Below are 20,364 nucleotides of genomic sequence, written 5' to 3' on the forward strand. Positions count from 1 at the left end.
TTCGGATCAGTAGTGCGGCGGCGGCGGTTCGCTCGCCGGATCGGAAGAATTCAGCGCGTTGCGGACCTTGCCCAGATCTTCCAGCAGCACGCGCAGCACGTCGGCGTTGCGCATGCCCTGCATGCGGGCATCGGCCAGCGCATCGCTCAGTTCGGCCAGCGCCTGTTCCTGGAAGGACACGCGCATTTCCAGTTCGACCAGGCGCGCTTCCAGCGCCTGCTCGCGTTCGGTTGGCAGCAGATCAGACATGCAGCGAGCGCCCCCGGCCAATGCCGTAATACGCCAGGCCCGCTGCTTCCACGTCCGCCGGCTCGTACAGGTTGCGGCCGTCGAACACCACCGCGTCCTTCAACTGCTCGCGCAGCGTCTGGAAATCGGGGCTGCGGAACTGCTTCCACTCGGTCACCACGACCAGTGCATCGGCGCCCTGCAGCGCCTCGTTGGCATTGCTGCAGAACACCAGGTCATCGCGTTCACCGAAGATGCGCTGCGCCTCATGCATCGCTTCCGGATCGTAGGCACGCACCGTCGCACCGCCTTCCCACAGTTGCGCCAGCAGGCGTCGGCTGGAGGCTTCGCGCATGTCGTCGGTGTTTGGCTTGAATGCCAGGCCCCACACGGCAAAGGTCTTGCCACGCACGCCTTCGTCCTCGCCCTTGTCGTAATGGCGCTGGACCAGGGCGAACAGATGGCCCTTCTGCGCATCGTTGACCGCTTCCACGGCGTTCAGCAGTTTAGGCTCCAGGCCGGCCTGCTGCGCGGTGCGGGCCAGCGCCTGCACATCCTTGGGGAAGCACGAGCCACCATAGCCGGCGCCCGGGTAGATGAAATGCCAGCCGATGCGCGGATCCGAGCCGATGCCCTGGCGGACCTGCTCCACATCGGCGCCGACACGTTCGGCGATGTTGGCGATTTCGTTCATGAACGAGATCTTGGTCGCCAGCATCGCGTTGGCGGCGTACTTGGTCAGCTCGGCCGAACGCACGTCCATTTCCACCACGCGGTCGTGGTTGCGGTTGAACGGTGCATACAGGCGCCGCATCACCGCCACCGACTCGGCGCTGGTCGCACCGATGATGATGCGATCCGGACGCATGCAGTCGGCAACGGCGTCGCCTTCCTTCAGGAATTCCGGGTTGGACACCACGTCGAAGGCGATGTCGGCGCCACGTGCCGCCAGCTCTGCGGCAATGGCGGCACGGACCTTGTCGGCGGTGCCCACCGGCACCGTCGACTTGTTGACCACCACGGTCGGCACGCTCATGTGCTGGCCGATGGTGCGGGCCACGGCCAGCACGTACTGCAGATCAGCGCTGCCATCCTCGTCCGGCGGCGTGCCGACGGCGATGAACACGACCTGGCCGTGGCCGATCGCGGCTGCGGCATCGGTGGTGAACGTCAGCCGCGACGCGGCGTGATTGGCCTTCACCATCGGTTCCAGGCCCGGCTCATAGATCGGGATGATGCCCTGGTTGAGGCCATCGACCTTGGCCTGGTCGATATCGACGCAGACCACCTGGTGGCCGACATCGGCCAGGCAGGTACCGGTCACCAGCCCTACGTAACCGGTACCGAAAATCGCAACGCGCATGTCCGTGCTGGCTCCGTGGTCGCTTACGGCAGGACGCCCAGCAGCTCGACGTCGAACGTCAGAGTCGCGTTCGGGCCGATCGGGCCACCCGGGGTGCCGTTCTCACCGTAGGCGAGCTCGCCCGGGATCCAGAAGCGGTACTTCGAACCGACCGGCATCAGCGCGACGCCTTCGGTCCAGCCCTTGATCACCTGGTCCAGGCCGAACTCGGCCGGCTGGCGACCATAGGAGCTGTCGAACACTGTGCCGTTGAGCAGCTTGCCTTCGTAGTTCACGCGCACCTTGCTGCTCGGCAGCGGACGCTCGCCGCTGCCCGGGCGGATGACCTGGTACTGCAGGCCCGACGGGGTGGTTACCACGCCCGGCTGGGTCTTGTTCTTGGCCAGGAACGCATTGCCTTCCTCGCGGTTGGTCTGCGCGGCAGCGGCGGCCTTGGCCTGCATTTCGGCCTGCTTGCTGCCCATGAACGCCTGGATGGTGGCGGTCGCGTCAGCTTCCGTCATCTTCGGCTGACCCTTGCTCAGGCCGGTGCTGATCGCGTCAAACAGCGAGGCGACATCGATGTCGTCCTTCAGCTGTGCCAGCGACGGGCCGACCGAGTAGGAACCGATCATCTGCGACACCTTGACGCGGTCGACCTTCGGCGGCTGCGAACCCGGCGCCATGCCCGGCACCTGCTGCCCGCTGCGGGCCATCACGACCTGGCGCAGTGCGGCATCGGTGGCCTTGGCCTGTTCCTGGGTGATCTGCGGCTGCAGGCCTTCGAACGAACGTTCCACGGCGGTGCGCAGCGCGGCCACATCGATCTCATCGGCGATCGGGGTGAACGACTTGGCGACGTCCAGGCCGATGGCGTAGCCGAGCTTCTGCTTGGGGGAATTCAAGGTTGCGGTCTCCTTGGCGGCTGCGGGGGCAGCCGGTTGTTGCGACAGAGCGACACCCGAAGTGCCCATCGCCAGAATCAGAACCGACGCCGCGGCGCCGCGCATTCCCATCTTCATTCGCTGCATTCCTGGAAGTGTCTGGGCGCCGACGTCGGCGCGAAAAGAAGCATTGTCGCACGCATGCCGTCGATGTCGAGGCATCCGTGCCGGATATCAATGCGTAGGAGCGACGGCCAGCGCCTTGTCGATGGCGGCGGTCAGCTGTGGATCGTCCGGCGTCACCTTGCTGGCGAACTGGGCGATGACCTTGCCATCGCGGCCGACCAGATATTTGTGGAAGTTCCAGCCCGGCGCCACGCCGGTGGCTGCGGTCAACCGCTGGTACAGCGGCGTGGCCTCCGCACCGACGACGTGCACCTTCTCGAACATCGGGAACTTGATGCCATAGGTAAGCGTGCAGAAATCCTGGATCTGCTTCTCGTCACCCGGTTCCTGGCCCTTGAAATCGTTGGACGGGAAACCCAGCACGGAAAAGCCGCGGCCGGCATAACGCTTCTGCAGCGCCTCCAGGCCTTCGTACTGGGGGGTATAGCCGCACTTGCTTGCGGTATTGACCACCAGCAGCACCTGCCCGTGGTAGCGCTGCTGCAGGTTGACCTGCTGCTTGCTGGCCAGCGGGCGATAGTCCAGGTCCAGCAGATCGGCCGCCAGCACATGGGCGGAACCGGCCAGGCCGGCCACCAGCAGGGTCAACAGGGACAGGCCGCGCAGTCGGCGCGGAACAACGGTCGGCAGGGGCATCGAGAGCAGTCCGCGGTAGCCATTCACAGGGCCGGCCGATAGCGGCCGGGAATCGGCCGAACTATAGCACCGGGCTCCGTTGCCCCTTGTTGCGGCGGGCGCCGGCGGCTTTGCGTGACGTGGCCTTTCCCAGGAGGACCCACCCTCAACGGCGCAGGGATGACATAGCATGGACAACGCTGAATGGAAGGCAGTGCGTGATCGGCCCGCACGACAATTCCGTTTCCCTTTTCAATCAAGGGGATAAGGGGATATTTCAGCGGTTTGACCACCCCTGCCATCAGTTGGGCACGGCAAGGGGTTGCACGTGGGCGTGCCGGTGTTATAGTTGCATACAACACCAGTCACCTGAGACAGGGGGAGCCATGAACGCCCGGATCCGTCGCAACCTCACCGCACCCGCGGCCGCTGCCGTTTCGACCCTGATCGTGCTGGCTTGGCTGGCCATGCCAACCGCCCCCGCCTCCGCCGACAGTGCGCAGGATGCATCCGTTTCGCCGGCCGGGAACGCCGATCCCTCCCCCTCTCCCCCGCGTCGGCTGCACAGCTCCCTGTCCATGCCGTACTTCTCGTTCGCACAGCCGCTGACCCCACGGAGCTGAATATGAGCGACATCCAGTGGAGCGACGGCGCTCCCATCTACCGTCAGTTGAAGGAGCGCGTGATCGCCATGATGCTCGACGGAATCCTCAAGCCGGGCGATGCCCTGCCTTCGGTGCGCCAGGTGGCCGCCGACTACCAGCTCAACCCCATCACCGTTTCGCGCGCTTACCAGGAACTGGCCGATGAAGGCCTGGTCGAGAAGCGCCGCGGCCTGGGCATGTTCATGACCGAGCAGGCGGCCACGCAGCTGCGCAGCAGCGAGCGCGAGCGCTTTCTCAACGAAGAATGGCCGGCGGTGCTGGAGCGCATCCAGCGCCTGGGCCTGAGCCTCGACGAATTGCTGCCCCAGGGGAAAGTCTGATGAATAGCACTGCAAGTGAACCGGTCATCACCGCCCGAGGCCTGCGCAAGGCCTACAAGACCACCGTGGCCCTCGACAATGCCAGCTTCAGCATTCCGAGCGGGCGCATCGTCGGCCTGATCGGGCCCAACGGCGCCGGCAAGACCACCGCGCTGAAGGCCATCCTCGGCCTGACCTCGGTGGAAGGTGAGTTGAGCGTGCTCGGCCGCGACCCGCGGCAGCACCGCGACGCGCTGATGAACGACATCTGCTTCATTGCCGACGTCGCCGTGCTGCCGCGCTGGCTGAAGGTCCGTGAAGCGATCGATTTCGTCGCCGGTGTCCATCCGCGCTTCGACCGTGCCCGCTGCGAGCGTTTCCTGGCCAACACCAAGCTGCAGCCGAAGCAGCGCGTGCGCGAACTGTCCAAGGGCATGATCGTGCAGCTGCACCTGGCGCTGGTGATGTCCATCGATGCGCGCATCCTGGTGCTGGACGAGCCCACCCTGGGCCTGGACATCCTGTACCGCAAGGAGTTCTACCAGCGCCTGCTGGAAGATTATTTCGACGAACAGAAGACCATCATCGTCACCACCCACCAGGTGGAGGAGATCGAGCACATCCTCAGCGACGTCATGTTCATCCGTGATGGTCGCATCGTGCTCGATGCAGAAATGGACGATGTCGGCCAGCGCTACACCGAGCTTCTGGTCAACGCCGACCAGCTGGAGACCGCGCGTGCGCTGAAGCCGATCGACGAGCGCAGCCTGACGTTCGGCAAGACCGTAATGCTGTTCGACGGTGTGCCGCGCACCCAGCTCTCCACCCTTGGCGAGACCCGCAGCCCGGGCCTGGCCGATCTGTTCGTCGCCATCATGAAGGGGACCTACGCATGACTGCCGTCAACCACCCCGTCAGCCCGATGGGCACCCTGCGCTGGCTGCTCAAGCGCGAGTACTGGGAGAACCGTGGCGGTTTCCTGTATGCGCCGCTGATCGCCGGCCTGATCTCGCTGGTGATGAGCACCGTCGGCATCGCCTTCGGCCTGTTTGCACTGAACCGTGCAGCACGCAACGGCGCACTGCATGTCGACGGCGAGAGCGTGAACATCAACGGCCTGGACCTGGCCCTGCTGACCCGGGACATCAGCGCCAAGGACCTGGCCGACCTCGGCAACGGCCTCGACCTGACCCTGGTGCTCAGCTCGGCCTGGCCGTTCCTGGTGCTGGCCTTCGTGGTGTTCTTCTACTGCCTGGGCGCCCTGTACGACGACCGTCGCGACCGCAGCATCCTGTTCTGGAAGTCGCTGCCGCTGTCGGACACCCAGACCGTGCTGTCCAAGGTGATCAGCGCACTGGTGGTGGCCCCGCTGATCGCGGTGATCGCCGGCATCATCACCATGTTCGGCTTCATGCTGGTGATCAGCATCGTCGCGCTGATGCACGGTGGCAGCCCGATGACCCTGATCTGGGGTCCGGCCAGCCCGTTGACCCTGGCCGCCGGTCACCTGGCCTGGATTCCGGTCTACGCCCTGTGGGCCCTGCCCACCGCCGGCTGGCTGCTGCTGTGCTCGGCCTGGGCCCGTACCAAACCGTTCCTGTGGGCGGTGATGCTGCCGCTGTTCGCCGGCGTCATTGTCAGCACCACCAAGGTGATGCCGTTGATCGGCCTGACCACCGGCTGGTTCTGGCAGAACATCGTTGGCCGACTGCTGCTGGGCGGCGTGCCGGGCACCGACCTGGTGTATCGCCTCAGCGCCGAGGAAGGCACGCGTCGCGATCTCGAATCGGTGGTCAGCCTGATGTCGCCGGCCTCGCAGCTGAAGTCGCTGGCGATGCCGGAACTATGGATCGGTGCCGCCGTCGGTGTCGTGTTCATCGTCCTCGCCATCCGCCTGCGCAAGCGCGCCGGCGAGATCTGATTCCATCCACCCGGAGGCACCACCCATGCGTTCCCTGCTCGCCTGTTCTGCGTTGTTGCTGTTGCCTCTGTCGGCGCTGGCCGCCGATGCTCCGAACTGCAAGTTCACCGCCGCCCGCACGCTGAAGCTGGATGTGGCCGGCGCCAAGGCGGTGGTGCTGGAGGTGAACCAGCACGACCTGAAGGTCGTCGCCAGCAAGGGCGGTGGCCAGCTCGATGGCCGCGCCTGCGCCTCCAGCCAGGAATGGCTGGACCAGCTGGTACTGGAGCAGCGCAGGGAAGGCGACAAGCTGGTCGTCAGCCTGCGCCGCGACGGCCGCCACAGCGGCATCAGCCTGGGCAACAGCTATGCGTGGCTCGACATCCGCGGCAGCGTGCCCGACAACCTGCCCCTGCAGCTCAAGGTCGGCTCCGGCGATGCCAGCGTGGACAACGCCCAATCGCTGAGCGTGGACGTCGGCTCGGGCGACGCGATCGTTCGCGGCACCCGCGGCAGCATCCACGCAGCGGTGGGTTCGGGTGACCTGGACATCGACGGTGGCGGCTCGCTGAACCTGCTGTCGCTCGGCTCCGGCGACGTCAAGGCGCGCAACATCGGCGGCGATGCGGTCACCGGCACCGTCGGCTCCGGTGACCTGAAGATCAGCGATGTCCGCGGCAACGCCCGGCTGGACACGGTCGGTTCCGGCGACATCGGGTTCAAGCGCGTGCAAGGCAACGTCGAGGTCGGCGTGGTCGGCTCGGGCGATGTCGATCTGTCCGACATCGGCGGCAACGTGCACGTGCGCAGCCATGGTTCGGGCGACATCCAGGTCGACGGCGTGCGCGGCAGCCTGACCGTCGACCACAGCGGCAGTGGCGATGTCGGCCACCGCAACGTCGGCGGCACGGTCACCCTGCCCCGCAACAAGTAACCGCCACCGGACCAATTCGAGGGAGTTGCCATGAACCTGCTGCGCCCGCTGCCTGCCACCCTGCTGTGCCTGCCGCTGATCGCCTGCGGCGGCACTTCTTCCACGCCCGACAAGACCGTCGGCAAAAGCGTCGCCGAAGCCACCAGCGGCGTCGGCCAGACGGTCAAGGAGGCCATGGTTGATGCCCGCAAGGACATCACCCAGGGCAACATCAACATCTCCGCCGACAAGCAGCCGCGTGCGGAGATCACGCCGGATGGCCACCTGCTGATCGACGGCAAGGACGTGCCGGCCAACGAGGCCCAGCGACAGCGGTTGCTGGAGTACCGCGGCCACGTCGTCGCCATTGCGATGGACGGCATGGATGTCGGCCTGGCCGGCGCCAAGCTCGGCGCCAGCGCTGCCGGGGAGGCACTGAAGGGCATCTTCAGCGGCGACAGCGAAGGCATCGAGAAGCGGATCAACGCCGAGGCCGAGAAGATCGAAGCCCAGGCCAAGCGCATCTGCAACCGCTTGCCGGCGATGCTGGCCAGCCAGCAGGCACTGGCGCGCGAGCTGCCGGCGTTCAAGCCCTACGCAACGATGGACCAGAGTGACGTCGACGACTGCGGCAAGGACACCGTGGTCCAGCGCTAGGCCTGTGACAGATCAGCGCACCCGGCCGGCAGCGGCGCCCCGCTGCCGGCCGTCGTGCGCCGGCCGGCTTACAATGGCGGCCCCGGAGGCCCCCGAACCGAATGCCATGAAGAAGTTGTTCCTGCTGCTGGCCGCCCTGCTCTGCCTGGGCCTGGTCGGCTGTGACAAGGATTACCGCAACCACCGCGCCGAGCGCGGCAAGCCAAAGATCTCCGTCAGCGAAGGCATGGTCACTGTGCGTCGCCCGCCGGCGCCGAACATCATCATCCTCGGCGATGGTTCGATGAAGGTGGACGAGATCCAGATTCCGCTGGACGAGGCACAGAAGCAGATGCTGCAGACCATGTTCGGCAAGCTGCAGGTGCTGCGCCAGAACACCCTGGTCGCCGCCCCGGCCGATCCCAACATGCAGCCGGTGAAGATCCAGCCGCCGGAAGGCATGGAAGTGATCCCGGCCGACCTGGTCCAGCGCATCCCCGAGTTCAAGGACTACACCGACACCTTCGGCAACATCGTCGCCGACCGTCGCTGAAAAAACGCCGCCCCCTGGGCGGCGTTTCCTCTTGTAGAACCGAGCCCATGCTCGGCCCAGGTCCAGGAAGCAGCCGAGCATGGGCTCGGCCCTACGACCGGCAGATCAACCGCCGCCGCCACCGCCCCCCGCGTGGATGCCACCGGCAGTCAGTGCGGCCGGGTCCAGCAGGCGGCGCAGCTCGGCTTCATCCAGGCCGCTGTCCTCCAGCGCGACATCCAGCACCGGACGCTGCTCCTTGTAGGCACGCTTGGCAATCGCCGCCGCCTTCTCGTAGCCGATGATCGGGTTCAGCGCGGTGACCAGGATCGGGTTGCGCGCCAATGCTTCGGCAACGCGATCCTCACGCACCTTCAGCCCGGCAATCGCGCTGTCGGCCAGCAGGCGAGACACATTGGCCAGCAGGCCAATGCCATCCAGCAGGTTCACCGCGATCAGCGGCAGGGTGACATTGAGCTGGAAGTTGCCGGTCTGCCCGGCCACGGTGATCGCGGTGTGGTGGCCGATCACCTGCGCGCAGGCCATCACCGTCGCTTCCGGAATCACCGGGTTGACCTTGCCCGGCATGATCGAGCTGCCCGGCTGCAGCGCCGGCAGTTCGATCTCGCCCAGCCCGGCCAGCGGACCGGCGTTCATCCAGCGAAGATCGTTGGCGATCTTGATCAGCGCCACCGCCAGTGCATTGAGCTGGCCCGACAGTTCCACCGCGTCATCCTGCGCGGCCAGGCCCTCGAACTTGTTCTCGGCGCTGTCGAACTTGAACCCGGTCTGCTGCTTCAACGCCTTGGCCACCTGCGCGCCGAAGCGCGGGTCGGCATTGATGCCGGTACCGATGGCGGTGCCGCCCAGCGGCAGCCGGCGCACACGCTTGAGGCTGTCTTCGATGCGTTCCTGTGCCGAGGCCAGCTGTGCCGACCATGCGCCGAACTCCTGCTCGAAGGTCAGCGGCATCGCATCCATCAGGTGCGTGCGGCCGGTCTTGACCACCTTGCGCAGGCTGCGGCCCTTCTTGTCGAGGGTCTTGCGCAGGTGCACCAGCGCCGGCAGCAGCTGCTCATGTGCCGCCAGTACCGCCGATACGCGCAACGCGGTCGGGATCACGTCATTGGAGCTCTGCCCCTGGTTGACGTGGTCATTGGGGTGCACCGCGGTCTTGCCCGCCTTGCGGGCACGGTTGGCCAGGGTGGCGATGACCTCGTTGGCATTCATGTTCGAGGACGTGCCAGAACCGGTCTGGTAGACGTCGATCGGGAACTGCGCGTCCCAGGTGCCGGCGGCCACTTCGGCGGCAGCGGTCTGGATGGCCTTGGCCACGTTCTTGGGCAGATGGCCCAGCTCGGCGTTGACGCCAGCGGCAGCGCCCTTGACCAGGCCCAGGGCACGGATGAAACCGCGCGGCATGCGCTGGCCCGACACCGGGAAATTCTGCACGGCACGCTGGGTCTGCGCGCCCCACAGGGCGTCGGCAGGCACCTGCAGCTCGCCCATGCTGTCGTGTTCGATTCTGAAACCCTTGCTTGCAGCTCTGCTCATTGCATCAACTCCGCACTACTTCAGTTGGGGAAAGGGAAGCGGCGGCTGGCAGGGTGTCGCTTCCCGGGCTGGCGGCTGCGCCAACGATACTCCCTTGCCCGCAGCGTGGGATGACGAGGACGGGCCAGATCGTTCCGTCCGCAGGGCCGTGTTGTAGAGCCGAGCCCATGCTCGGCTGCCCGCGGGGCGCCGGATTCTCCGAAGCAGCCGAGCGTGGGCTCGGCTCTACAGGGCACGCCCCGCCGGCACGTCGTAGAATATCGGCCCCGCCGCTCGTCCCAGCCCTGCCGACATGTCCGATTCCGCCCTGCTCGCCCTGTCCCCGCTCGATGGCCGCTATGCCGGCAAGGTCGACGCCCTGCGCCCGATCTTCTCCGAGTACGGCCTGATCAAGGCCCGCATCACGGTCGAGGTGGAATGGCTGCTGGCCCTGGCCGCCGAGCCGGGCATCGTCGAACTGGCTCCGTTCTCCGACGCTGCCATCGCCCGCCTGCGCGCGCTGGCCGCCAGCTTCAGCCCGGCCCAGGCCGCGCGCGTGAAGGAGATCGAGCGCACCACCAACCATGACGTCAAGGCGGTGGAGTACTTCATCAAGGAACAGCTGAAGGACGACGCCGAGCTGGCCCCGGCGCTGGAATTCGTGCATTTCGCCTGCACCAGCGAAGACATCAACAACCTCAGCTACGGCCTGATGCTGGAACAGGCGCGCCGCGAGGTGCTGTTGCCGACCCTGGACGGCATCGCCAGCACCCTGCGCACCCTGGCCCACGCCGAGGCTGGCCAGCCGATGCTGTCGCGCACCCACGGCCAGACCGCCTCGCCGACCACCCTGGGCAAGGAGCTGGCCAACGTGGTCGCGCGCCTGGAGCGCCAGCGCCGGCAGATTGCCGCGGTCGAACTGACCGGCAAGATCAACGGCGCGGTGGGCAACTACAACGCCCACATCGCCAGCTACCCGGACGTGGACTGGCCAGCCTTCGCCGAGCGCTTCGTGACCGGCCTGGGCCTGGTGTTCAACCCGTACACCACGCAGATCGAGCCGCACGACAACATCGCCGAGATCGGTGATGCCGCACGCCGCGCCAACATCATCCTGATCGACCTGGCCCGTGACATCTGGGGCTACGTTTCGCTGGGCTACTTCAAGCAGCGCCTGAAGGAAGGCGAAGTTGGTTCGTCGACGATGCCGCACAAGGTCAACCCGATCGATTTCGAGAATGCGGAAGGCAACTTCGGCATCGCCAACGCGCTGTTCGAGCACTTCAGCGCGAAGCTGCCGATCAGCCGCTGGCAGCGTGACCTGACCGATTCCACCGTGCTGCGTGCGCTGGGCACCGCGTTCGGCCACAGCCAGGTGGCACTGGATTCGCTGGCCAAGGGCCTGGGCAAGCTGGAAGTGAACCCGCAGCGCCTGGATGCCGATCTGGACGCGGCCTGGGAAGTGCTGGCCGAGGCCGTGCAGACGGTGATGCGCCGCCACGGCCTGCCGAACCCGTACGAGCAGCTGAAGGCGCTGACCCGCGGCCAGGGCATCACCGCCGAGTCGATGCGTGCGTTCGTGCAGGGGCTGGAGCTGCCGGCGGATGCGAAGCAGCGCCTGCTGGAGATGACCCCGGGCAGCTACACCGGCCTGGCTGAGTCGCTGGCGAAGAAGATTTAAGGGGATTCCTTTGCGGCGGCGGCCGCGGGCGCTGCCTGCGGCAGGCAACGGCAACGGCAACGGCAATAGCAACGTCAAGAGCGGCTCTGGATTGCTGCTAGCTGGGTGGGGCGGGAGGGGCCAGCGGGACACGCCGTGAACCCATCCATGGGGGCTCGATGGCGCCATCCATGGCGCCAACGGTCCCGCTGGCCCCTCCCGCCCCACCTCTGGCAGATTCCCGGTGACGGATCGAAGAGCATTGGGTTGTCGGGACGGAATTTGAAAGAGGGACGCGGCTTCGCCGCGTCCCTCTTTGTTTGAGGGTCTTTTGTAGAGCCGAGCCCGTGCTCGGCTGCTTTTGGGCGTGGGCAACAGCAAGCCGAGCGTGGGCTCGGCTCTACAAGGGCATGAGCAAGCGCAGCGCGCGACCCGCTGGTGCCTTTGATCTTCTTCTTCCATTCCGTGGCGGGCCGCGCAGGAAACTGTCAGGGGCCGGGCGGGTGGGCTGCGCGGGGGTGTCCGCCGCATGGATGCGGCGGCCAAGCTTACAGGGACGTACTTGCAGCGTCCCCCGCGCAGCCCACCCGCCCGGCCAAACCCGGCTTTTGCTTTCAGCGACCAACCCAGACCCCGCCACGAGGGGCTCCGCCGTTGGCCGGACACCCCGCGACAAACCACCGCACGTGCGCAATCCCGACGAACGGCGGACAATGGAACCCTTGGCGGCTCGCCACGCCGCCCCTCCCGCTTTCCGCTGCAAGGATTCCCCCATGGCCGCCCGCAAGTCCTCCGCCCCCCTGATCGAAGTCACCGCCCGCCCTGGCCAGCCGCTCGGCATGGCGCCGGCCACCTTCCTGCGCGACTTCTGGCAGAAGCGCCCGCTGCTGATCCGCAATGCCTTTCCGGATTTCCAGACCCCGGTACAGCCGGAAGACCTGGCCGGGCTGGCCTGCGAGGAAGGTGTGCTGGCGCGCCTGATCGAGCACGACAAGGCCCAGGACGGCTGGCGCGTGCGCACCGGCCCGTTCCAGGAAGACGTGTTCCCCGCCCTGCCCGACCACGACTGGACCCTGCTGGTGCAGGACGTGGACAAGTGGGACCCGGACGTGCGCGCCCTGATCCAACACTTCAGCTTCCTGCCGCGCTGGCGCATGGATGACGTGATGATCAGCTTCGCCGCCACCGGCGGCTCGGTCGGCGCCCATGTCGACCAGTACGACGTGTTCCTGCTGCAGGCCCACGGCCACCGCCGCTGGCAGATCGATGCCAGCGAATCGATCAAGGGCAGGCAGCCGCCGCTGGGCTTCCGCCCGGACGTGGAGCTGAAGCTGCTGAAGGTGTTCAAGCCCACCCACGACTGGGTGCTGGCGCCGGGCGACATGCTGTACCTGCCGCCGAACGTGCCGCACCACGGCGTCGCCGAAGACCCCTGCCTGACCTTCTCGTTCGGCATGCGTGCGCCGTCTTCTGCCGAGCTGATCAGCGACTATCTGGACACCCTGATCGCCGATGCCGATGAGAACATCCGCTACCAGGATGCCGACCTGAAGGTGCCGGCCGACCCGAACGAAATCGACACGGTGGCGATGGCGCGGGTGATCACCGCCCTCAACGCCATCCGCATGAACGACCCGGACAAGCTGGGTGACTGGTTCGGCCGTTTCATCACCACCTACCGTGCAGCGGGCGAAGTGATGGCCCACCAGGCCGCGCCGGCCCCGGAGGAAGTGGTCCAGGCCCTGGCCTCGGGCATGCTGCTGCAGCGCCACCCGTGGGCCCGCCTGGCCTGGCGCCGGGCCAAGCGTGGCGCCAGCCTGTATGTCAGCGGCCAGGACTTCGCGCTGCCGGTGAAGGACGCGCAGCGCCTGGCCGGCGCCGAGCAGCTCGCCGCCGCCGCCTATCGCGGCCTGTCCGACAAGGGCCGTGCCGTGGTCCAGCAGCTGCTGGTCGGGGGTGTGTTCCAGCTGATCGACCCGAATGAGGTGTACGAGGCCGAAGACGAGGAAGACAGCGGGGATGCCGTGGTGCTCGGCGAGGTCGTCGAAGGCCGCGACCGCGTCGAGGCGATCGACGCCGACGCGGTGTCCGACGATGTCCACTCCGTGACCGTGCACGACGACGGTATCGAGGTCATCGTCAACTTCGAGGACGACGACGAAGACGACAGCACCGGCCGGGCCTGAGCCATCGTCATGATCCGGGTCCAGCAGGTCAGCCACGCCGACGCCCACGTTGCCATCCACGACGTGCGCCAACGCGTGTTCGTGCAGGAACAGGGCATCGCCGCCGAGCTGGAACGCGATGCGCTGGACCCGGTCAGTGCCCATGTGCTGGCGCTGGACAGTGACGGCCAGCCGGTCGGCACCGGCAGGCTGGCTCCGGACGGCCGCATCGGCCGCATGGCCGTGCTGGCCACCCATCGCAACAACGGGGTCGGCGAGGCCCTGCTGGCGGCCCTGGTCGAAGCCGGGCGCCGGCTCGGCCTGGCCGAACTGCACCTGCACGCCCAGCTGCCCGCGCGCGATTTCTATGCACGCCAGGGCTTCCTGCCCGAGGGCGAGGTGTTCGAGGAAGCCGGCATCGGACACCAGCAGATGCGCCGCCGGCTGGGCGTGGCCAGCGCCATCGACAGCCGCGCCGAGGCGGTGGCGATCACCACGGCCATCATCCACCGCGCCCGTCGCCAGCTGTGGCTGCACAGCCGCCAACTGGACCCGGGGCTGCTCGACGCGCCCCCGGTACAGTCCGCCCTGCGCCGCTTCGTCACCGCCCGCCACGACAAGCAGCTGCGGGTGATCGTGCACGACGCCGCCGCGATCGCGTCTGCCGGGTCGCCGCTGCTGGCGCTGGCCCAGCGCCTGCCCAGCGTGATCCAGTTCCGCGAGGTCAGCGATCCGGTCGACCGCGCGCTGGCCTCGGCCTGCCTGCTCAACGATGCGGGCGACTTCTACTTTCGTCTGATCGGCCATCGCCTCGACGGCGAGGCCGGCATCGCGCTGCCAGCACGTTCGCAGCCGTTCGAGCAGCAATTGCAGCGTGTCTGGGACCGTTCACGCGTCTGCAGCGAACTGCGTGCGCTCGGCATCTGAGTCGGCACAGCCGACCGAACCTGTCTGGAACCGGCACCGGCGGACGCGGGATACCTGTGGTGGTGCCCCTTCGTGTCCGGTTGGGGGTACAATTTGGCTGTTTGAACGCGCCCGCGCAGGGCTATTCATCTTCCTGCCGGGTCCTTCTGAAGCCATACCCCACAAAGCGAATCAACACCCTCCATCGTGGACAATCAACTGAAGCAGTTTGCGCAATCTTCGCAACTCGCCGGCGGCAACGCCTCCTATGTCGAGGACCTGTACGAGCAGTACCTGGTCTCCCCGGATAGTGTCGATCCCAAATGGAAAACCTACTTCGACGGCTTCAAGGGCCGCGAAGCAGGTGACATTCCGCACTCGGCCGTCATCTCCCACATTGCGGACGCGGCCAAGGATGCGCTGAAGGCCGGTACCGGTAACGGTGCAGGCGACGAGCGCGAGCGCAATGTCGGTCGTCTGATCACCGCCTACCGTTCGCGCGGCCACCTGGACGCCCGCCTCGATCCGCTGGGCCTGGCCGCACCGGTCAACACCCCGGATCTGGGCCTGCCGTTCCACAGCCTGTCCGATGCCGACCTCAACAGCGAGTTCAGCACCGGCGGCGTCGGCGGCCAGCCGCGCATGAAGCTGCGCGACCTGCTGGCACGCCTGAAGGCGACCTACACCGGCTCGATCGGTGCGGAGTTCATGCACATCTCCGAGGTCGAGCAGCGCCAGTGGATCTACAAGAAGCTGGAAGCGGCCGGTGGCAACTACCAGCTGGACGCTGACACCCAGCGCCGCACCCTGGAGCGCCTGACTGCGGCCGAAGGCCTGGAGCGCTACCTGCACACCAAGTACGTCGGCCAGAAGCGGTTCTCGCTGGAAGGCGGCGATTCGCTGATCCCGATGATGGACACCATCATCCGCAACGCCGGCAAGGATGGCGTCAAGGATGTGGTGATCGGCATGGCCCACCGTGGCCGCCTGAACGTGCTGGTCAACACCCTGGGCAAGAACCCGCGCAAGCTGTTCGACGAGTTCGAAGGCAAGTTCGAGCACGACGAGCACGCCTCGGCCGGCGACGTGAAGTACCACATGGGCTTCTCCGCCGACGTCGCCACCGATGGCGGCCCGGTGCACCTGGCGCTGGCGTTCAACCCGTCGCACCTGGAAATCGCCGACCCGGTCGTGGCCGGTTCCGTGCGCTCGCGCCAGGAGCGCCGCAAGGACACCGCGCGCAAGCAGGTCATGCCGATCCTGATCCACGGCGACGCGGCCTTCTCCGGCCAGGGCGTGGTCATGGAACTGTTCCAGATGTCGCAGGCCCGCGGCTTCGCCGTCGGCGGCACCGTGCACATCGTGGTCAACAACCAGGTCGGCTTCACCACCTCCAACCCGCTGGATACGCGTTCCACGCGCTATGCCACCGACGTGGCGAAGATGATCGCCGCGCCGGTGCTGCACGTGAACGGCGATGACCCGGAAGCAGTGGTGTTCGCCGCACAGCTGGCCTTCGAGTTCCGCCAGACGTTCGCCAAGGACGTGGTCATCGACCTGATGTGCTACCGCCGCTGGGGCCACAACGAGGCCGACGAACCGGCGATCACCCAGCCGCTGATGTACCAGGTGATCCGCAAGCACCCGACCACCCGCGAGATGTACGCCGAGCAGCTTGAAAAGGCGGGCGTGATCGCCGCCGGCGCCGGCAAGGCGATGGTCGATGCCTACCGCGAGAAGCTGGACGCCGGTGAAGTGACCACCGAGCTGGCCAAGGTCGAGAAGACCCCGCCGAGCAGCCCGCTGTTCGTCGATTGGCCGAAGCTGCTGGAAGGCAAGCTGTCCGACCCGGTCTCGACCAAGGTCGAGAAGAACAAGCTGGTCGAGCTGGCCAAGCTGATCAACACCATTCCCGATGAAGTGCAGCTGCACTCGCGCGTGGCCAAGGTCTATGACGACCGCCGCAAGATGGCCGCCGGCGAGATCCCGGGCGACTGGGGTTTTGCCGAGAACCTGGCCTACGCCACCCTGCTCGACGAAGGCCATGCACTGCGCCTGGTCGGCCAGGACGTGGGCCGCGGTACGTTCACGCATCGCCACGCGATCCTGCACGACCAGAAGACCGACAACTACTACATGCCGCTGCGGCAGCTGGTGGATTCGCCGGAGAAGGCCACCGTCATCGATTCGCTGCTGAGCGAAGAAGCGGTGATGGCCTACGAGTACGGCTTCTCCACCACCGATCCGAACACGCTGTGCATCTGGGAAGGCCAGTTCGGCGACTTCGCCAACGGTGCCCAGGTGGTGATCGACCAGTTCATCGCCGCCGGTGAAGCCAAGTGGGGCCGCATTTCCGGCCTGACCCTGCTGCTGCCGCATGGCTATGAAGGGCAAGGCCCGGAACACAGCTCGGCGCGCCTGGAGCGCTTCCTGCAGCTGTGCGCGCTGGAGAACATGCTGGTGGTCGTGCCGTCGACCCCGGCCCAGGCCTTCCACATGCTGCGTCGCCAGCTGCACATGACCACCCGCAAGCCGCTGGTGGTGATGTCGCCGAAGTCGCTGCTGCGCCACAAGCTGGCCGTGTCGACCCTGGACGAGCTGGCCAACGGCGAGTTCCAGCACCTGATCGGCGACGCCAACGCAGACGCCAAGAAGGTCAAGCGCGTGGTGCTGTGCTCGGGCAAGGTCTATTACGACCTGCTGGAGGACCAGATCAAGCGTGGCCAGGACGACGTGGCGATCATCCGCGTGGAGCAGCTGTATCCGTTCCCGCGTGCGCTGCTGGCGGCCGAACTGAAGAAGTACGGCAAGGCCACCGACGTGGTGTGGACGCAGGAAGAACCGCAGAACCAGGGCGCGTGGTACCAGATCCGCCACCATCTGCAGTTCTGCCTGGCCGATGGCCAGAACCTGCACTACGCCGGTCGCGCACGTTCGGCCTCGCCGGCTGCCGGTCACATGGCTGACCACGTCCGCGAGCAGCAGCAGCTGATCGCCGACGCACTGGTCAACCCGTTCAACGACACGTTCGCTGAATAATCCTCCCCCTATTTAGAAGACAAACCAGGAAGCTCCCGCAATGGCCACCGAAGTCAAAGCCCCGGTACTGCCCGAATCCGTCGCCGACGGCACCATCGCCACCTGGCACAAGAAGGTGGGCGACGCCGTCAAGCGCGACGAAAACCTGCTTGACCTGGAAACCGACAAGGTCGTCCTGGAAGTGCCGTCGCCGGTCGACGGCGTGCTGAAGGAAATCAAGTTCGCCGAAGGCTCGACCGTGACCTCCAGCCAGGTCGTGGCGATCATCGAGGAAGGCGCCGTTGCAGCTGCTCCGGCACCGACCGCCGAGGCCGCTCCGGCCGCTGCTCCGGCCGCCGCCGCTCCGGCTCCGGCCGCTGCCGCTGCGCCGGCCCCGGCCGCCAAGTCGGCCGCCGATGCGCTGCCGCCGGGCGCCCGCTTCACCGCCATCACTGAAGGCGTGAACCCGGCCGATGTCGACGGCACCGGCCGTCGCGGCGCGGTCACCAAGGAAGACATCGTCAACTTCGCCCGCAACGGCGGCGCCGGCAAGGCCGGTGGCGCACGCCCGGAAGAGCGCGTGCCGATGACCCGCATCCGCAAGCGCATCGCCGAGCGCCTGATGGAGTCGAAGAACTCCACCGCGATGCTGACCACCTTCAACGAAGTCGACCTGTCCAAGGTGTCGGCGGCGCGCAAGGAACTGCAGGACGAGTTCGTCAAGGCACACGGCATCAAGCTGGGCTTCATGAGCTTCTTCGTGAAGGCCGCCGCCAACGCGCTGCAGCGCTTCCCGCTGGTCAACGCCTCGATCGACGGCGACGACATCATCTATCACGGCTACTCGGACATCTCGATCGCCGTCTCGACCGAGAAGGGCCTGGTCACGCCGGTGCTGCGCAACGTCGAGCGCATGTCGTTCGCCGACATCGAGAAGACCATCGCCGACTACGCCAAGAAGGCCCGTGACGGCAAGCTGGGCCTGGAAGAACTGCAGGGCGGCACCTTCACCGTGACCAACGGCGGCACCTTCGGTTCGCTGCTGTCGACCCCGATCATCAACCCGCCGCAGAGCGCCATCCTGGGCATGCACGCCATCAAGGAGCGTCCGATCGCCCAGAACGGCCAGGTCGTGATCGCGCCGATGATGTACCTGGCGCTGTCCTACGACCACCGCATCATCGACGGCAAGGACTCGGTGCAGTTCCTGGTGGACATCAAGAACCAGCTGGAAAACCCGGGCCGCATGCTGTTCGGCCTGTAAGACACCTCCCGCCCCTCCGCGCCTGCGCGGAGGGGTTCTGGTAATGCATCAAGGAATAATTCAATGGCTGAACAATTCGACGTCGTCGTCATCGGTGCCGGCCCGGCCGGTTACCACGCTGCCATCCGCGCGGCCCAGCTGGGCCTGAAGACCGCCTGCATCGATGCAGCGCTGGGCAAGGACGGCAAGCCGGCCCTCGGCGGCACCTGCCTGCGCGTGGGCTGCATCCCGTCCAAGGCGCTGCTGGATTCCTCGCGCCAGTTCTGGAACATGGGCCACATCTTTGGCGACCACGGCATCAGCTTCAAGGATGCCAAGATCGACGTCGAGGCGATGGTTGGCCGCAAGGACAAGATCGTCAAGCAGTTCACCGGCGGCATCGGCATGCTGTTCAAGGCCAACAAGGTCGCCGCCTACTACGGCTTCGGTGAACTGCAGCCGGGCAACGTGGTCAAGGTCACCCAGCATGACGGTTCCATCGTCGAGCTGAAGGGCACCAACGTCATCATCGCGGCCGGTTCGGATTCGATCGAACTGCCGTTCGCCAAGTTCGACGGCGAGACCATCGTCGACAACGTTGGCGGCCTGGACTTCACCGAAGTGCCGAACCGCCTGGCGGTGATCGGCGCCGGCGTGATCGGCCTGGAACTGGGCAGCGTGTGGAAGCGCCTGGGCGCTGAAGTCACCATCCTGGAAGCCATGCCGGAGTTCCTGGCGGCTGCCGATGCCGAAGTGGCCAAGGCGGCTGCCAAGGAATTCAAGAAGCAGGGCCTGGACATCAAGCTCAATGCCAAGGTCTCCAAGACCGAGATCACCGGCAAGGGCAAGAAGAAGGAAGTCATCGTCACCTACACCGACGCGGAAGGCGAAAAGACCCTGACCGTGGACAAGCTGCTGGTGGCCGTTGGCCGTCGCGCCGCCACCAAGGGCCTGCTGGCCGAAGGCACCGGCGTCAAGATCAACGAGCGCGGCCAGATCGAAGTCGATGCGCACTGCCACACCGGCGTCAACGGTGTGTGGGCAGTCGGCGACTGCGTGCGCGGCCCGATGCTGGCGCACAAGGGCTTCGAGGAAGGCATCGCGGTCGCTGAGCTGATCGCCGGCCTGCCGGGCCACGTCAACTTCGACACCATCCCGTGGGTCATCTACACCGAACCGGAACTGGCCTGGGTCGGCAAGACCGAAGCGCAGCTGAAGGCCGAAGGCATTCCGTACAAGGCCGGCAGCTTCCCGTTCGCCGCCAACGGCCGTGCCGTGGCGATGATCGAGCCGGCAGGCTTCGTGAAGATCCTGGCCCATGCCGAAACCGATCGCATCCTCGGCATGCACCTGGTCGGCGCCAACGTCTCCGAGCTGGTGCACGAAGGCGTGCTGACCATGGAGTTCAGCGGTTCGGCCGATGACCTGGCCCGCATCTGCCACGCCCACCCGTCGCTGTCGGAAGTGGTCCACGACGCGGCGATGGCGGTCAGCAAGCGCGCCATCCACAAGGCGAACTGATCGGCATCATGGTAGGTGCCGACCGTTGGTCGGCACTCACCTGCAGACGAAAAACCCCGCCCCGGCGGGGTTTTTTGTTGCCCGTTTCCCTGTAGCGCCGAGCCCACGCTCGGCTGCC

At 66.5% G+C, this 20,364-nt stretch carries 17 protein-coding genes; 12 read left to right on the top strand and 5 right to left on the bottom strand.

What is annotated here, in order from left to right; genetic code table 11:
• Nucleotides 1–6 precede the first annotated feature (6 nt).
• From AC5P8R_RS03885 to AC5P8R_RS03900, 4 genes are all read right to left on the bottom strand, one after another.
• Nucleotides 7–249 (bottom strand): SlyX family protein, encoded by a 243-nt coding sequence (locus AC5P8R_RS03885; RefSeq protein WP_005410256.1) that lies wholly within the window; start codon nucleotides 247–249, stop codon nucleotides 7–9.
• On the bottom strand, nucleotides 242–1,591 hold the full coding sequence (locus AC5P8R_RS03890) for a UDP-glucose dehydrogenase family protein (RefSeq protein ID WP_032962083.1): 1,350 nt from the start codon (nucleotides 1,589–1,591) through the stop codon (nucleotides 242–244). Before AC5P8R_RS03890 ends, AC5P8R_RS03885 begins: the two co-directional genes overlap by 8 nt.
• A gap of 23 nt (nucleotides 1,592–1,614) precedes the next feature.
• Nucleotides 1,615–2,592, bottom strand: a complete 978-nt coding sequence (locus AC5P8R_RS03895) for an FKBP-type peptidyl-prolyl cis-trans isomerase (protein WP_032962085.1) — start codon at nucleotides 2,590–2,592, stop codon at nucleotides 1,615–1,617.
• A gap of 96 nt (nucleotides 2,593–2,688) precedes the next feature.
• Nucleotides 2,689–3,276, bottom strand: coding sequence for a glutathione peroxidase (locus AC5P8R_RS03900; RefSeq protein ID WP_495223007.1), 588 nt, complete (start codon nucleotides 3,274–3,276; stop codon nucleotides 2,689–2,691).
• Nucleotides 3,277–3,880: 604 nt separating this feature from the next.
• Here AC5P8R_RS03900 and AC5P8R_RS03905 point away from each other — a divergent pair.
• The 6 genes from AC5P8R_RS03905 to AC5P8R_RS03930 all read left to right on the top strand — a co-directional run bounded on the left by AC5P8R_RS03905 (nucleotide 3,881) and on the right by AC5P8R_RS03930 (nucleotide 8,221).
• On the top strand, nucleotides 3,881–4,240 hold the full coding sequence (locus tag AC5P8R_RS03905; protein ID WP_005410261.1) for a GntR family transcriptional regulator: 360 nt from the start codon (nucleotides 3,881–3,883) through the stop codon (nucleotides 4,238–4,240).
• Nucleotides 4,240–5,115 carry an ABC transporter ATP-binding protein gene (locus AC5P8R_RS03910; RefSeq protein WP_495223008.1) on the top strand — a complete coding sequence of 292 codons (876 nt, stop codon included), beginning with the start codon at nucleotides 4,240–4,242 and terminating at the stop codon, nucleotides 5,113–5,115. Before AC5P8R_RS03905 ends, AC5P8R_RS03910 begins: the two co-directional genes overlap by 1 nt.
• Nucleotides 5,112–6,140: an ABC-2 transporter permease gene (locus AC5P8R_RS03915; RefSeq protein WP_046431579.1), complete on the top strand. Its 1,029-nt coding sequence runs from the start codon at nucleotides 5,112–5,114 to the stop codon at nucleotides 6,138–6,140. The genes AC5P8R_RS03910 and AC5P8R_RS03915 overlap by 4 nt, the downstream gene beginning before the upstream one ends.
• Nucleotides 6,141–6,165: 25 nt before the next feature.
• The gene (locus AC5P8R_RS03920) at nucleotides 6,166–7,053 is read left to right on the top strand and encodes a GIN domain-containing protein (RefSeq protein ID WP_014647693.1); all 888 of its coding nucleotides are present in this window, start codon (nucleotides 6,166–6,168) and stop codon (nucleotides 7,051–7,053) included.
• Between the two features lie 30 nt (nucleotides 7,054–7,083).
• Complete coding sequence (locus AC5P8R_RS03925) at nucleotides 7,084–7,689, top strand: YggN family protein (protein ID WP_495223009.1); 606 nt, start codon at nucleotides 7,084–7,086, stop codon at nucleotides 7,687–7,689.
• A 106-nt stretch (nucleotides 7,690–7,795) separates the two neighbouring features.
• On the top strand, nucleotides 7,796–8,221 hold the full coding sequence (locus tag AC5P8R_RS03930; RefSeq protein ID WP_014647695.1) for a hypothetical protein: 426 nt from the start codon (nucleotides 7,796–7,798) through the stop codon (nucleotides 8,219–8,221).
• A gap of 105 nt (nucleotides 8,222–8,326) precedes the next feature.
• Here AC5P8R_RS03930 and AC5P8R_RS03935 read toward each other — a convergent pair whose 3' ends face one another.
• Complete coding sequence (locus AC5P8R_RS03935; protein ID WP_495223010.1) at nucleotides 8,327–9,754, bottom strand: class II fumarate hydratase; 1,428 nt, start codon at nucleotides 9,752–9,754, stop codon at nucleotides 8,327–8,329.
• A 292-nt stretch (nucleotides 9,755–10,046) separates the two neighbouring features.
• Here AC5P8R_RS03935 and purB point away from each other — a divergent pair, with 292 nt between their 5' ends.
• The 6 genes from purB to lpdA all read left to right on the top strand — a co-directional run bounded on the left by purB (nucleotide 10,047) and on the right by lpdA (nucleotide 20,246).
• On the top strand, nucleotides 10,047–11,414 hold the full coding sequence (gene purB, locus AC5P8R_RS03940; RefSeq protein ID WP_014647697.1) for an adenylosuccinate lyase: 1,368 nt from the start codon (nucleotides 10,047–10,049) through the stop codon (nucleotides 11,412–11,414).
• 752 nt (nucleotides 11,415–12,166) lie between these two features.
• Nucleotides 12,167–13,579, top strand: a complete 1,413-nt coding sequence (locus AC5P8R_RS03945; protein WP_495223011.1) for a JmjC domain-containing protein — start codon at nucleotides 12,167–12,169, stop codon at nucleotides 13,577–13,579.
• A gap of 9 nt (nucleotides 13,580–13,588) precedes the next feature.
• Nucleotides 13,589–14,485 (top strand): GNAT family N-acetyltransferase, encoded by an 897-nt coding sequence (locus AC5P8R_RS03950; RefSeq protein ID WP_329890516.1) that lies wholly within the window; start codon nucleotides 13,589–13,591, stop codon nucleotides 14,483–14,485.
• A gap of 186 nt (nucleotides 14,486–14,671) precedes the next feature.
• Complete coding sequence (locus AC5P8R_RS03955; RefSeq protein ID WP_014647701.1) at nucleotides 14,672–17,503, top strand: 2-oxoglutarate dehydrogenase E1 component; 2,832 nt, start codon at nucleotides 14,672–14,674, stop codon at nucleotides 17,501–17,503.
• Between the two features lie 40 nt (nucleotides 17,504–17,543).
• Nucleotides 17,544–18,746 (top strand): dihydrolipoyllysine-residue succinyltransferase, encoded by a 1,203-nt coding sequence (gene sucB, locus AC5P8R_RS03960; protein ID WP_014647702.1) that lies wholly within the window; start codon nucleotides 17,544–17,546, stop codon nucleotides 18,744–18,746.
• 63 nt (nucleotides 18,747–18,809) lie between these two features.
• Nucleotides 18,810–20,246: a dihydrolipoyl dehydrogenase gene (lpdA, locus tag AC5P8R_RS03965; RefSeq protein WP_014647703.1), complete on the top strand. Its 1,437-nt coding sequence runs from the start codon at nucleotides 18,810–18,812 to the stop codon at nucleotides 20,244–20,246.
• Nucleotides 20,247–20,364 lie beyond the last annotated feature (118 nt).

It is taken from the genome of Stenotrophomonas sp. YJH_SMC_73 (assembly GCF_059370155.1).